The sequence below is a fragment of the Nocardia sp. NPDC003345 genome (assembly GCF_053589395.1).
Window position 1 is genome coordinate 1 of record NZ_JBSFRU010000044.1, and the last position, 13,825, is coordinate 13,825.

Genomic DNA, 13,825 nt, shown 5'->3' on the forward strand with positions numbered 1-13,825 from the left:
GGGGCCCGCCCGGTTCTGGAGCGACCAGAGGGAGGGAGCGCAGCGACCGACCGCCGGGAGTGAAGAACCGGACCCCCCGGGGCCCCACCCTCGAGCGGCGGAGCCGCTCCGACATCACTGCGTCATTCCCAACAGTGCGGCGGTGATACCGAAGTCCGGGCCGAAATCCTGCGGCCGGCCGGTGCGGCAGCCGTCGGAGCGCATCTGGATCCGTTCGCAGAACGTGGACAGGACCTCGTTGTCCAGCAGTGCCTTGTCCAGTAGCGCGTGCACCCGGAACGCCTGATGTTCGTGACTGACCCCGTTGGCGAGGTTCTCGAAGAACAACGGTCCGATATCGACCAGTTCGGTGAGACCGCGGGCGTTGGCCCGCATCTGTGCCGAAATGGTGACGAACCGCTGCAGGGCCCCGGCCAGCTGGTCCCGGTTCTGCCCCACCACCGTCGAGGTGTTGGCGACGAAATCGTTGAGCTGGATGAGCACCGCGTGCAGACCGGGTGACTGCTCGCCCATCAACTGCACGAGTTCGGTGAGCCGGGCGCTGAAATCCCGGACCGTCTGATCGTTCTGGGCCACCACTTGCGTGATCTCGTTCAGTTTCACGATGGTGTTGGCGATCTGGTCCTTGTTGGCGAAGGTCACCTCGAAGGCCGCCGAGAGATCGTCGAGGGTTTCGCGCAGCCGGTCGCCGTTGCCCTCGAGCAGCGGGAACAGCACCCGGCTGGCCAGCGGACCGGCCTCGTTATCGCCTTTGAGCGCGGCGCCGAGCTGATCGAAGTTCTCCAGGATCCGGTCGAGTTCCACCGGGACCCTGGTCCGCTCCAGCGGAATATGCATCCCGTTGGTGAGTTTGGGCCCGTCCCCGGTGTAGGCGGGGGCGAGTTCGACGTGCCGGTTGGTGATCAGCTGCGGGGAGATCAGCGCGGCCATCGCGTCCGCGGGCACCGCGACATCCTTGCTCAGCGACATGGTGACTTCGACGTAGCTGCCGCGCGGGGTCACGGTCTCCACCCGGCCCACCGGGACCCCCAGGACCGCGACCTCGTTACCGGCGTACAGCCCGGCCACGTTCTCGAAATCGGCGCTGACCCGGATGTTCTCACCCAGATACTGTTCCGGTAGCCCGGCGATACTGTCCGGCAGTATCGAACACCCGGCCGCGCACAGACCGGCGATACCGACCGCCACCAGCCGTGCGATCCTCCGCAGGCTCATTGTCCACACCCCTCCACAGCCTGCGCGAAGCACAGCCAGTTGTCCGGCAGGAACCAGGGCGCCCACACATCGGCGTAGGGCCCGTTACCGATCACGTTGTTGAACTGCCGCAGGGCGACCGGCATGACCTCGTACAGGCGGTCCAGGTTGTCCTTGTTCTTCTCCAGGCCCTGGGTCATGGTGTCCAGGTTGGCGATCAGGGGGCCGAGCTGCTCGTTGTTCTCCACACCCATATCCCGCAGCAGTCCCGACAGCGCGGCCACGTTGTCCAGCAGCCGGCGCAGCAGGTCCTGGCGCATCGCGACCGCGTTACCGATCGCTTCGCCGCGGGTCAGCAGCATGAGCACGCTGTTCTGGTTGTCGGCGACCAGCTGCGATACCTGGTCCATACCCTTGAGCAGCGTGTCGACCTCGTCGCGCCGGGCGTTGATCACCGCGGCGAGGGATCCGATCGAGTCGAGGGCGGTCACGGCCAGCTCCGGCGAATCACCCATCTGCTGTGAGAACGCGTCCAGCGCCTGCCGTAGTTTGTCCGGGTCGATGCGCTCGATGCGTTCGAACGAGGACTTGTACATCGGATCCTGGATGACCTTGGCCAGGTTGTACGGAACGGTGGTGGCCTCCAGCGGGATCCGGCCGTCCGACGATTCCGGCCCCGTTCCGGGCACGAGCTCGATATGCAGGCGGCCCAGGATCGTCGACATCTTGATGGCGGCGCGGGCATCGGTGCCGAGACGGATATCCCGGCTGATCTTCATCACCACCTCGACCTTGTCGCCGGCGAGCCGGACCGCGCGCACCTCCCCGACCTCGATTCCGGACACATCGACCGTGGCGCCCGGGCGCATCCCGGCGGCCTGCTGGAATTCCGCCGTCACGGTTTTATCGGTGAGCCGCAGTTGCGAGAGCACACTGGATCCCACCAGCAACGCCGCCACGGCGGCCGCGGCGATCAGGCCCTGCCACAGGAACCGGTTCTTCGCGTAGCTCGGAAATCGCAACCGGGCCATCAGCGGCACACCTCCGACTGGGAGTTCCCGCCGATCTGGGAGAACAGTCCGGGCGGCAACAGCACGCCCCACAGGGATACGTCCAGATTGCAGATATAGGCGTTGCCGTAGGCGCCGTACCCGGTGAACCTGGCCAATCCGTTGAGCACGTTGGGTAGTTCGACCGCCGCCTGATCCAGCGCGGCACCGTTGAGTAGCAGCAGCTCCACCGCGGTGGTCGCCTCGTTCTGGGCCAGCGCGATATCCGGTTTGACCGTGGCGATCAGGCCGGTCAGCGAATCGGTGGCGGTGGCCACCTGATCCACCGAACTCTTGAGCGTCTCTCCTTCGGCGTACAGCGCGTCCATCAAACCTCTGGTCTGCGTAATCAGTGTCTCCAGTTCCGCACTGCGGTTGGCCAGCCCGGCGATCACACTGCTCAGGTTGGTGATGACCGCGCCCAGGATCTCGTCGCGCTGCCCGAAGGTCTCGGCGAGTTCGGCCGCCTGGGTGATGAGCGCGCTCAGCGACACCCCGTCACCCTGCAACGCCTGGATGAGGGTGTCCGACAGCGAATTCACCTGATCGGGTTGCAGGACGCTGAACAGCGGTTCGAACCCGGACAGCAGTGCCGAGACATCGAAGGACGGTTCGGTGCGGTCCACCGGGATATGCGCGCCCGGCGCCATCTCGGCGCCGCGCTCGGCGCCCGGGAGCAGCGCGATATAGCGCTGCCCGATCAGGTTCTGGTATCGCACCAGCGCCTTGGTGGTGTCGGTGAGCCGCTGACGCTCCTCGATCCGCAGCACCAGCCGGGCCTTGTAATCCGGTTCGAATTCGAGCGAGTCGACCCGGCCGACCCGTACCCCGGCCATCCGCACATCGTCGCCGACCCGCACACCCATCACATCGGTGAAGGTGGCCGAGTAGGTCTCCGTCTCGCCCGGCACCGACCGCTGCAGTGTGGACCAGATCGTGTAGGTCAGCACTATCGCGATCACAGCGAAGAGGCTGAATCCCGTGATCGTGCGCGCCAGACGCATCAGGCGTCCCCCTCCGAGTAGACGTCGATCGTGCCGCCGGCCAGCACCGAGGTGAGCAGGAGCAGTTCGGCGGTGGTGGGTTCGCGCCCGAGCAGCGCGGCCACGGCGGCATGACCGCGTAGCCGGGCGATCGGAGCGCCGGCGGGAGCCGGTGGGCCGGGGACAGCGGATGTTCCCGGAGTGGCGGGCGCGCCGGGAACCGCGGGGGTTCCCGGGGCGGCGGCAGTTCCCGGGGCGACGGGAAACAGCGGCGCGGTGATTCCCGGAATGGCCGGCAGCCCCGGGAGCGTGGGCAGGCCCGGCAGACCCGGGAGCGCCGGACTCTGTACCGGCGCGGGTGCGGCCGGCGCCTGCGGTTTCGGCCCCGCGCCCTCGACCCAGCCCGGCAGCAGGTTCGGCGGGTACTCCTGCACCGGCGCCACCTGCGGAACGGACGGGCCGCCGCAGCGCGGACCGGCCATCTCACCGTAGCGGGGGCAATCCTCGGCGGTGTACTGCTGGAACGGCGTGAACGAGACGTCCAGACTCCAGCGCATCTGCCGCTGCGGGCCCCAATTGAAGGCACTGGACAGTTTCCCGAGCGCGGCATTGAGGTTGGCGACAGCGGTCGGAATCGCGTCCGGATCCCGCGCCAGCGAACCGAATAGGCCGTCGAGCCCGGGCACCAGCTCCTTGGCCGCATCGGGACTCCGGGCGAACAGGCCGTTCACCGAATCCACCGCCCCACCGGCGTTGGCGAGCATGGTGATGAGGTTCTGCCGGCGTTCGGTCAGCGTCCGCGCGGTGGTCACCGATTCCGACAGCACGCCCACGAGTTCGGGCGCCGATCGGCTCAGCGCGGTGGTCGCGCGGCCCAGGTCGCCGAGCAGATCGCCGACCCCCTGGATCCGGCGGACCTCGGTCACCCAGGTGTCGAGCCGTTCGATGGTGGAGCCCGGGGCCCGCGCCCCCGGATCGAGCGCTTCGGAGAAGGTCGCCAGCACCCGGCCGAGCTTCTCCGGCTGGATCTTTGTCAGCACATCTCGCAGCACGGTGAGCGTCGTCTGCAACTGCACGGTGCCCGCACTGGTGTCCTCGGCGATCTCGGCGCCCTCGGACAGGCGCCCGGGCGCGACACCGTTGTCGACGAGTTCGATACCGGTGACCCCGAACAGGTTGTTCGGCACCACCCGCGCGGTCACATTGTCCGGAATGGTGGGCGCGATACGGGAATCCAGGTCGATCGCGACCTGTTGCCGTTTCCCGGCCGCCACCACCTCCACGTCGGTCACCGCGCCCACCACCATGCCGCGGAATTTCACATCCGCGCGTTCCGGCAGGCCGTCACCGGTGCTGGTCAGGACCGCCCGCACCGGCACCCGGTCCTCGAAGTGCCCGGTGTAGCGCAGGCCCAGCAGCCCCAGCAGTACCGCCAGCAGGGTCAGCATCGCTACGCCCGCCATCGACATATGCCACGGTCGCGGCCCCCGGCCGCTGTGATCGATGATCATCGACGCCTCACCCCGAGATCCGGAAGCCGGGGTCGATACCCCAGATCGCCAGTGTCAAGAACAGATTCGCGAACACCATCACGACGATCACCATCTTGATCGCCTGCCCGGCCGCCACGCCGACACCTTCCGGCCCGCCCGCGGCGAAGAAGCCGTAGTAACACTGGATATAGGTCGCCAGTAGCACGAACACCACGACCTTCAGCAACGAGAAGAACAGGTCGGGGCCGATCAGGAATTGGAAGAAGTAGTGGTCGTAGGTCCCCGCCGAGGTGCCGCCCAGCAGTAGCACCGACAGCTTCGTGGTCAGGTACGCGACCGCGAGACCCACGCTGTACAGGGGAATGATGGTCAGCGTCGCCGCGATCATCCGGGTCGTCACCAGATACGGCAGTGGCCGGATGGCGATGGATTCGAGCGCGTCGATCTCCTCGGCGATACGCATGGAGCCGAGTTGGGCGGTGAATCTACAGCCAGCCTGGATCGCGAACGCGAGGGTGGCAAGAATCGGCGCTAACTCCCGCGTCGTGGCGAACCCGGAAATGGCGCCGGTGAGCGGGCCCATGGTGAGCAGATTCAGTGCGCTGAAAGCTTCCATCCCGACCGTGATCCCGCCGAAACCGCACAGGATTATCACCACGCCGACGGTGCCGCCGCCGACGACCAGCGAGCCGTTGCCCCAGCCGACATCGGCGGTGAGGCGCAGAACTTCCTTGCGGTAGTGCTTGAACACGAACGGCACCGCCGCCAACGCCTGCACGAAAGTGATGGCCTGGTGCCCGAGCCGGCGGTTGGCCTCGATGGGCGCGGCCGCCGCCGAGGCGACCATGCGGACCGGTTTGAGAGCCGGTGGGGTGTACCGGGTGCCCACGTCAGATCACCTTCGTCGGGAAGACGGTGTTGTACACCTGCGTGATGATGATGTTGGTGGCGAACAGCATCAGCGCCGAGGAGACGACCGCCGAGTTCACCGCGTTGGCCACGCCGCCCGGGCCGCCCTTGGCGTGCAGGCCCACATCGCAGGCGATGATCGCGGTCAGCACTCCGAAGATCGCCGATTTCACCAGTGCCACGGCCATATCGTTGGCGACGGCGAACGAGGCGAAAGAGCCGATGAACGAACCGGGCGTACCCGATTGCGCGTAGACGTTGAACATGTATGCGGTCGCGAAACCCACGAACACGATGAACCCGCACAACAGCATGCTCACCAGCACCGCCGCGACCAGTCTGGGGGCAACGAGCCTGCGGACCGGATCGACCCCCATGACCTTCATCGCGTCGATCTCCTCGCGGATCGTGCGGGACCCCAGGTCGGCGCAGATGGCCGAACCCACCGCGCCCGCGATCATCAGCGAGGTCACCAGTGGCGCGCCCTGCCGAATGATGCCCAGCCCGGCGACCGCGCCGATGAAGGTGGTGGCGCCGACCTGGTTCACCAGCGCACCGATCTGGATCGACACCACGACCGCGATCGGCATGGCGACGAATATCGTCGGCGCGGCCGAGACGTTCGCCATGAACGCGCACTGTTTGACGAATTCCGCGAACGGGAACCGGCGCGCGGCCATGGATTTCACCGTCTCGACCACGGCCTGCCGGCCCAGGGTCACCTGGCGTCCGAGGGTCTCCAGTGAGCGCTGCGGGTGGCGCTGCCATAGGCCCTTGAGGTCGTCGACGGCCTGTTCCAGGTCGGTGCGGTCCTGCGGCCTGCCCGTTTCGGTGGTCACCACGGCAGCACCGGACCGCTCGTATCGAGATCACCGGTGAGGTACTGCTGGAGCAGCACCAGCCCGGTACCGACGGCCGCGATACCGGCGGCGATCACACACAGCAGCGCGAGCCAGAGTCCGAAGCGCAGTATCGGATTCACTTTCGTCCGCCCACCGAGGATCTTGACGACGATCACCACGATGTCGATGAGCCACACCAGCGCCATCATCAGGTCATCGACACATTCGCGAAGGTGAGGACCGGCCAGCACACGATCGAGCCGAGGAACGAGATGATCACGTCCAGGCCGTGCATCTCACGCAGATGCGAGGTGTGGGTGAGCGACCAGACGATTCCGATGAGCCCGTAGGGAATGCCGAGGATGATGAAGGTGCCCACGAACTCGGACACCTTCATCTCGTAGCTGAAAATCCGATCCAGCCGTTTGAGCATGTCGCGCTCCTTCCTTGACCGCCGCCGTGTCCCACCCCGCTGGAACGTCTGAGACGGTTGGTCGGAGCCGTATGTTACGCACGATTCCTGCATTGCCGAAAGGTTTTGCGGAAGATTGGTGCCACTGGATCAGGCCTTGATACCTGTTCTAGGTACATTTCCCATGCCGAAACCAGGGCACTAAGTTAGCCAGAGTTCATTGATACCAAGTGACTGTCGTTAGAATTTAGAGTAACTTAGGACACATCTGATCCCCGGGGAAGGATGCCCATGACCGCCGCAGCACACTCCTGGCAACCCACAGCGCCCGCCGGCTCCGGCAGCCGCCCGCCGCTGACCACGGAGCAGACCCGCATCCGGATCGCCACCACCCACCGGGCGCTCACCAAACGCCCCCTCCGCCTCACCGACGCCCTCGACTTCTGGCAATTCGCCGGTGCCGCCGCCAACGTGATCATGCAGATGGCCAATCCCGGTGTGGGGTACGGCGTCGCGGAGAGCAAGGTGGAATCGGGCTCGCTGATGAAGCGCCCGTGGAAACGCGCCCGCACCACCACTCAGTACCTGGCCGTCGCCATCCTCGGCGACGAGGAGGAGAAGAAGGCGTTCCGGGAGGCCGTCAACGTCGCCCACCGGCAGGTACGGTCCGAGCCCGGCGCTCCGGTCAAATACAACGCCTTCGACCGCAAACTGCAGTTATGGGTGGCGGCCTGCCTCTACATCGGTTTCGAGGACACCTACCAGCTGCTGTCGGGCCGGATGAGCCCGGAACAGAACGAGGCGTTCTATCGCTCCTCGTCCTCACTGGGCACCACCCTGCAGGTACCCGAGGATATGTGGCCCGCCACCCGCGCCGAATTCGACGAGTACTGGAACAAGGCCTGCGAAGACGCGGTACTCGACGATTTCGTCCGCTCCTATCTCAACGACCTGCTCGACCTGCGGATGATCCACTGGTACCTGCGCATCCCCTTCCGTGGCCTGCTCCGGTTCCTCACCATCGGATTCCTCGCGCCCCATTTCCGCGAGCAGATGCAGGTGGAATGGTCGGCCGCCGACCAACGCCGCTTCGAGAACCTCTTCCTCTTCGTCGGCTTCGTGAACCGCTTCATCCCCCGCTTCCTGCGCCACGGCGGCAGCCACACCCTCATGATGGATATCCGCCGCCGCATCAAACGCCAGAAGAACCTCATCTGAACCGGGTAGGGCACCGTCCTTGCCCGCCGCACCGAACTCGCCACAGCACTTCCGACATCGGTCAAAGGCGAGTCAACAGGCCGAAGACACTGCGGCACCTCACCATTCGTGTCGGCACCCCGCGGTAACTTCGCGCGGTGCCTGCCAACCCGTCGAACCCGCACGACGCGTACTTCCGCCACGTCCTCGGCCGCCCCGCCGACGCCGCGTGTGAACTGCGCGTCGCACTACCGAAAGACATCACGGCGCGGATCGACTGGGATCGGCTACATCGGCAACCCGGTCGTTTCCGTCTCGGCGGAACTGCGCTCGCGCCAACGCGACCTGCTGTACCGCACCCGGAGCCAAGGAGGCACTCATGACCACCGCCGAACGGCTCCGCGCCGAGGGAGAAGCACGCGGCGAGGCCCGTGGAGAGGCACGCGGCCGCGCCGAAGCGCTGATCGAACTGCTTACGCTCAAATTCGGTCCGCTCCCGGCGGCCACCGCCCAGGCGGTCCGCGCGGGCCGTCACGACCGGGTTCGCACTTGGACCGCCCGCGTCCTGACCGCAGCCACCCTGGACGAAGTGTTCGACTGAGCCGGCTTCGCCCGGCTCCGCACCCGGACCGGGAGCTCCGGTCAGATCTCCGAGACGCTGCGGTCGCTGCGCGTCGCCGCCCGCCCGCGGAAGCGGAGGTCACCGATACCGGCGACCGCCACGGCGAGCAGTACGAACACCACGGTGAGCACAACCAGCCCCAGCGCCAGCGATAGATACCCCTGGGTCCTCGGGTCCAGGAACGGATACGGATACCAGTCCACCCACGGACCGCGTAGCAGCGTGTAGGCCGCGTACGCAGCCGGATAGGCCAGCCATGCGCCGATGAGCCCGGGGGTGATACCGAGCCGCCGGGGCGCCAGGATCCAGTCGGCGAGCAGGACGACGGGCAGGACGCGGTGCAGCACATCGTTGATCCAGCGGTCGGAGAGCATCACGTCCAGATGCGCGAGCAGGGTCGCGTAGACGACCCCGGTGATCACCAGATACAGGGTGCTCGCGCCGCGTAACACCTGCCAGCGCCGGGAATCCGGGTCGGCGAGACCACCGGTCAGCAGCACCACCACACCCAGCACATTGGACTGGATGGTGAAGTAGCTGAAGTAGTTCGCGACCGAGAAGGTCTCCGCGCCCCAGTCGCGGATCGGGATCCACGCGAGCGCCACCATGCCGAGGATCCCCACCCCGATCCGCACGATCCGCAGCCAATTCGCCGTGCCCGCATCAGCAGCCATGCCCAGATGATCACACGGGAGGCGACCGGCGCCGCGCATGCGCGGCCCATCGGGTCCGCCGCCTCGTTCTTGTCAGCAAAATCACTCCACCTATTGAATGTACCGTTATATAGCGGTACGGTAATCATTGTTCCGATCCACGCACCGCCCCGCGAGCCCACCGGGACGTGATCAGTTAGGACCCCACCGATGAACCGAACCCCGGCCCAGCGCACCCGACGTATCGCCGCCCGAATCGCCGCGATCGCGGTCATCACCCTGACCCCACTCGCCGGTATCGCCGGCACGGCCCTCGCCGACCCGGCCTCCTCGAGTAGCGACTCCCACGATTCGAGCGATTCCGGTGGTTTCGGCGGCTTCGGCAACGATCACGATCACGGCTACGGTTCCGGCGACCACGGCGTCGGCCACAACGGCATCGGCGACAACGGCATCGGCTACGACAACGGCGATTACGGCTGGGACGACAACGGCAACTACGGATATCGCGACCACAACCGGCAGAACTACGACGGCTGGAACGACCAGTTCAACAGCGGCGGCAACGGTCGCGAGGACCGCGATTCGCACGCCGGGTACGGCAACGACCGCGACGACGATCACGACACGCCGGTCACCCGGAACCACGAGAACAACCGCAGCGGCCCCCCGCACGGCGGCTGGAATATGCCCAACCCCTATATTCCGCCGGCGCCGCCGAGCCTGCTCCCGTCGCTGCCGGCGCTGCTGCCCGGCCTGCCGCCGCTGACCCTGCCGGTCACGGGACTGCCCGGATTCCCCGGTCTTCCGGGCACCGGCAGCGCCCGCTGAACTCATTAAAAGATGTGCCGTTATTCAACGGCACATCTTTTTATGAGCCGACTGGATACGGAATATGCCAGATGGTCCGCCACCCACGCGGCCATCGACGGTGGTCGGCCGCGACCGCAGTCGTCACCTCGCCCGGGCGCCCGGACGAGAATTCGGAGATTTCCGCGATCGCGGAGAGTTCGCTGGATCTTCCGCACCGGCGCCGTACCTTCCCCGTGTCCGGCGCCGGGTGCGGATTCCCGGGTGCCCGGATCACGTTGCCGCAGCGGGCCACCCGAAGGACCAGAGTACTGGTTCGCGGCCCGAACGCCGGGAGATCGGGCCGGGGTGTCGAAAATGGAGACGCAATATTGCGTGACGCCGCTTGATATTTCGGGAACCACCCCGGTGAGCTGTACCCCCGACCGATACAGCTCACCTACCACACCGGTTACCCCGACGCGGGCAGTGAGGGCATATCCATAGCAAACGACTATGCCACTGCTGCGGCGCTTCGCGAACAAGCCGCGGGGCCGCCCGCACGAGCGGGCCGAACCACCGCCCCCGCGAATCGCACCGGAGGAAAATACCGTAGGGCCGGTGGTCGCGCCAACCGGACAGCGGGATCACACCAGGTCGGGGCGAAAGTCCCACACCGGCGTTCGCCAACGGTTAGCGCGACATCACCGAACGTGTGTATCGAATGGTGCCGCGCCCGATGTACCGACGGCGCTCCGGGAACGACGGTGTGTCAACGCAGATCCGCGGTGGCGCGTTCGGCCAGCAACACCACGGTCGCCTGCGGGCCCCGGCTCAGCGGCACCGGGACCACCGACAGGTCCACCACGGACAGTCCCTCCACCCCGTGCACCCGGCAGCGTTCGTCTACCACGGCCCGCGTATCGTCGGGGCGGCCCATCCGGCACGTACCCGATAGATGCTGCGAGGTCTCCAGCCGGTCGTGCAGCCACTCGTCGGTGATCGCGCCCGGCGCCGCCGCACCCACCGGCCGCGCCGACATCGAGTGGAGGATCTTGCCGGCCAGCTCCACCGCCTCGCGTAACCGAGCGCGATCGGCGGCCGTGACGAGATATCCGTGTTCGATGAGAGGCGCCGCGAGCGGATCCGCGGACGCCAGGCGGATACTGCCCGTGCCGGTGGGACGCATCAGGGTCACACCCATCCGGTGCGCGCCGGGCGTGAAGGCGATCGTGTAGGGACGGATCTCGATATCGTCGAATTCCAGCACGTATTCGACCGGGACCACACCCTCCGACGGTGCCGGATGCCGGTAGTCGATCCCGATCTCGGGATGGTCGGTGGCCCACTGCCCGACGGGCGACTCTGCCACCACCGGGATATCGAGAGCGGCCAGGTCGGCGGGCGGGCCGATACCGGAACGCAGTAGCAAGGCCGCCGATTCGATCGCCCCCGCCGACAACACCACCCGGTCGGCGTGGATGGTCTCGACGCCCCCGCCCGACAGGCAGTCCGCCCCGACCACCCGGGTTCCGTCGAACCGCAGCCGGAGCACCGAGGTATCGCCGCGAACGGAGAGGTTGGGCCGCGAGAGCGCGGGCAGCAGATACGAATGCGCGGGGCCGATGCGCTGATACCGGCCCGACGCGTCGGGTGGGCCGACCGTGCACGGCACCGGCCCCACCCCCGATTCCGGACCGCCGGGCAGCGCGTTCCAATCCGCGACCTCGCCGAATCCCAGATCCACACAGGCCGCCCCGAATTCGCTCACCAATTGTGACGGCCGGGTGATCCGCCGCAGCGGTACCGGACCGCTGCGGCCGTGGCCGGGGTGGTCACCGAAGTCGTGGTCGTTCTCCAGACCCCTCAGATACGGCAGCACATCCTCGAAATCCCAGGCCCGCGTCCCGGCCTCCCGGCTCCAGGCAGCGAAATCCCGGGCGGCGGCGCGGATGAAATAGCAGCCGTTGACCGAGCCGGAGCCGCCGATCCCCCGGCCCCGTACGATCCGGCCGGGGCGCCCGGGCGCGAACAGCACCGGATACCGCCAGAGCCACGACGCGTCGTCCCCGACCGGCAGCCCGGCGCTATCGGAGAGTTCGGCCGGGAATTCGGCGGCCGAGGCCCAATGGTTCCCGGCCTCCACGAGCCGGACCCGATGCCCGGGGTCTTCGCTCAGTCGCGCGGCCAGCACGCAACCGGCCGTCCCACCACCGATGATCAGTGTCTCCACCACGGCCGGCCGCCCCTTTACCGCGGGGGCGCGGTGGGTCTCAACGCGGCCGGGCTGCCGGCCCGGAACGCGCCCAGCCACAGGCCGGTGCCGTACCCGATATCGTCGATCCGCCGGAAGGCGATATAGCGCAGCGGGTCCAGCCCGCCGGCCTCCCGGTGGGTGTACCAGTCGACCATCCCCTCGGCCACCGCCAGGCTCAGCGCGATCCGGCGGATGCGGCGGGAGAACAGCATCGCGGCCAGAGTGACCGGCCAGTAGTGCCGGCACATCGCCGAGGCGAGCCGCCACAGCCCCGCGAAGAACCCGCGGGCGACGTAGATGGCCGCGATACCGGTGGGGTTGTCCACGCCCGCGAACGCGAGCCGCAGGCGGCGTAGCGGTATCAGCAGGGTCAGCAGCGCGCCCAGTAGCCCCCACCGCGTGCGGGTCGCCAGGAACAGCGCCGAGACCGCCGTCCATTTGGGAATCTGCAGCGGCGAGACCATTCCGGCGTGCCGTTCGCTCAGCGGCGCGGCGCCGGTGCCGTAGAAGAGTTTGCGGCGGAACCAGTCGCGGAAGGAGACCCGGTGATCGTGGGCGACATGGGCCGCCGGTTCGTAGCGCAGCCGCCAGCCCGACCGCTCCAGCCGCCAGCACAGGTCGACATCCTCGGCGACATGCATGTTCTCGTCGAAACCGCCCTCGGCCTCGAGGACCGCGCGCCGCACCAGCAGCGCCGCACTGGGCACATAGGACACCACACCGCCCGAATGCACCGCGGATTCGCGGCGGCCCAGATCGAGGGAGGAGCGGGCGTGTTCGTAGCGCGCGAGGGTGTTCGATTCCGGATCCAGTGCCACGATGCGCGGCGCGACCAACGCCACCTGCGGATCGCTGAAATGCCCGAGCATCACCTCGAGCCAGCCACTGCGCGGGACCACATCCGAGTCCAGGAACGCGACGAACTGGGTGGTGGCCTCCCGCAGACCGGTATTGCGCGCGGCGGCGGGCCCGCGGCGCTGCTCGTGCCGCAGCACCTTCACCTCACACCGGCGACCGTGCTCGTCGGCGACGTGAACCGGTTCGTCGGACCCGTCGTCCACCACGATGACGGTATGCCCGCGCAGCGCGGCCAGCAGGCGGTCCAGACCGCCGGGGTTGTTGTGCAGCGGGACGATGATCGTGACGTCCTCCGGCGAAGGCAGCAGCCGGGGCCGGGGATTGGCGACACCGGAGTCCAGTAGCCGTCTGGCTACCACCGCCGATTGCGGGCCGTTCACCTCGAGATAGCCGTCGCCGATCATCTCGGCGGCCTCGGGCGCAAGGCGCAGCAAACGCGCGGGTGAACCTCCGATCAGGATGCGTCCCCCCGAGTATGCGCGTACCCGTGGGTCGATCCGCACCCCGAATCCGTCGGGCAGGCGATCATGGCGCATTCCACGGATGGTAACTGCCGATTCGACGGCT

General features: G+C 67.4%; 15 protein-coding genes. 4 read left to right on the forward strand and 11 right to left on the reverse strand.

Features of this window, described 5'->3' with window-relative positions:
* Nucleotides 1-114: 114 nt before the first annotated feature.
* From ACWDU1_RS08055 to ACWDU1_RS08090, 8 genes are read right to left on the reverse strand one after another with little or no spacing between them, the layout of a single operon-like run.
* Complete coding sequence (locus tag ACWDU1_RS08055; protein WP_449996631.1) at nucleotides 115-1,215, reverse strand: MCE family protein; 1,101 nt, start codon at nucleotides 1,213-1,215, stop codon at nucleotides 115-117.
* The gene (locus tag ACWDU1_RS08060; RefSeq protein ID WP_449996633.1) at nucleotides 1,212-2,225 is read right to left on the reverse strand and encodes an MCE family protein; all 1,014 of its coding nucleotides are present in this window, start codon (nucleotides 2,223-2,225) and stop codon (nucleotides 1,212-1,214) included. The genes ACWDU1_RS08055 and ACWDU1_RS08060 overlap by 4 nt, the downstream gene beginning before the upstream one ends.
* Nucleotides 2,225-3,247, reverse strand: coding sequence for an MCE family protein (locus ACWDU1_RS08065; protein WP_449996634.1), 1,023 nt, complete (start codon nucleotides 3,245-3,247; stop codon nucleotides 2,225-2,227). The genes ACWDU1_RS08060 and ACWDU1_RS08065 overlap by 1 nt, the downstream gene beginning before the upstream one ends.
* Entirely contained in the window at nucleotides 3,247-4,737 is a 1,491-nt protein-coding gene (locus ACWDU1_RS08070) for an MCE family protein (RefSeq protein ID WP_449996635.1), read from the reverse strand. Before ACWDU1_RS08070 ends, ACWDU1_RS08065 begins: the two co-directional genes overlap by 1 nt.
* A gap of 7 nt (nucleotides 4,738-4,744) precedes the next feature.
* Nucleotides 4,745-5,608, reverse strand: a complete 864-nt coding sequence (locus ACWDU1_RS08075; protein WP_449996637.1) for an ABC transporter permease — start codon at nucleotides 5,606-5,608, stop codon at nucleotides 4,745-4,747.
* Between the two features lies 1 nt (nucleotide 5,609).
* Nucleotides 5,610-6,467, reverse strand: coding sequence for an MlaE family ABC transporter permease (locus ACWDU1_RS08080; RefSeq protein ID WP_449996639.1), 858 nt, complete (start codon nucleotides 6,465-6,467; stop codon nucleotides 5,610-5,612).
* Nucleotides 6,464-6,679, reverse strand: a complete 216-nt coding sequence (locus ACWDU1_RS08085; RefSeq protein ID WP_449996641.1) for a hypothetical protein — start codon at nucleotides 6,677-6,679, stop codon at nucleotides 6,464-6,466. Before ACWDU1_RS08085 ends, ACWDU1_RS08080 begins: the two co-directional genes overlap by 4 nt.
* A complete protein-coding gene (locus ACWDU1_RS08090) occupies nucleotides 6,679-6,903 on the reverse strand; it encodes a hypothetical protein (RefSeq protein ID WP_449996643.1) in 225 nt (74 codons plus the stop codon). Before ACWDU1_RS08090 ends, ACWDU1_RS08085 begins: the two co-directional genes overlap by 1 nt.
* Nucleotides 6,904-7,173: 270 nt before the next feature.
* On the opposite strand from ACWDU1_RS08090, the gene ACWDU1_RS08095 reads away from it, so the two are divergent.
* The 3 genes from ACWDU1_RS08095 (at nucleotide 7,174) to ACWDU1_RS08105 (ending at nucleotide 8,680) form a co-directional block, all read left to right on the forward strand.
* The gene (locus ACWDU1_RS08095; protein WP_449996645.1) at nucleotides 7,174-8,100 is read left to right on the forward strand and encodes an oxygenase MpaB family protein; all 927 of its coding nucleotides are present in this window, start codon (nucleotides 7,174-7,176) and stop codon (nucleotides 8,098-8,100) included.
* Between the two features lie 137 nt (nucleotides 8,101-8,237).
* Nucleotides 8,238-8,462 carry an Rpn family recombination-promoting nuclease/putative transposase gene (locus ACWDU1_RS08100; protein WP_449996647.1) on the forward strand — a complete coding sequence of 75 codons (225 nt, stop codon included), beginning with the start codon at nucleotides 8,238-8,240 and terminating at the stop codon, nucleotides 8,460-8,462.
* The gene (locus ACWDU1_RS08105) at nucleotides 8,459-8,680 is read left to right on the forward strand and encodes a hypothetical protein (protein WP_449996649.1); all 222 of its coding nucleotides are present in this window, start codon (nucleotides 8,459-8,461) and stop codon (nucleotides 8,678-8,680) included. Before ACWDU1_RS08100 ends, ACWDU1_RS08105 begins: the two co-directional genes overlap by 4 nt.
* Before the next feature lie 41 nt (nucleotides 8,681-8,721).
* On the opposite strand, the gene ACWDU1_RS08110 is transcribed toward ACWDU1_RS08105, so the two are convergent.
* On the reverse strand, nucleotides 8,722-9,375 hold the full coding sequence (locus ACWDU1_RS08110; protein ID WP_449996651.1) for a Pr6Pr family membrane protein: 654 nt from the start codon (nucleotides 9,373-9,375) through the stop codon (nucleotides 8,722-8,724).
* A 189-nt stretch (nucleotides 9,376-9,564) separates the two neighbouring features.
* Between ACWDU1_RS08110 and ACWDU1_RS08115 the strand changes: the two genes are divergently transcribed.
* The gene (locus ACWDU1_RS08115) at nucleotides 9,565-10,185 is read left to right on the forward strand and encodes a hypothetical protein (protein ID WP_449996653.1); all 621 of its coding nucleotides are present in this window, start codon (nucleotides 9,565-9,567) and stop codon (nucleotides 10,183-10,185) included.
* A 730-nt stretch (nucleotides 10,186-10,915) separates the two neighbouring features.
* On the opposite strand, the gene mftG is transcribed toward ACWDU1_RS08115, so the two are convergent.
* Nucleotides 10,916-12,379 (reverse strand): mycofactocin dehydrogenase MftG, encoded by a 1,464-nt coding sequence (gene mftG, locus ACWDU1_RS08120; protein ID WP_449996655.1) that lies wholly within the window; start codon nucleotides 12,377-12,379, stop codon nucleotides 10,916-10,918.
* Nucleotides 12,380-12,393: 14 nt separating this feature from the next.
* A complete protein-coding gene (gene mftF, locus ACWDU1_RS08125; RefSeq protein ID WP_449996657.1) occupies nucleotides 12,394-13,794 on the reverse strand; it encodes a mycofactocin biosynthesis glycosyltransferase MftF in 1,401 nt (466 codons plus the stop codon).
* Nucleotides 13,795-13,825: the final 31 nt, after the last annotated feature.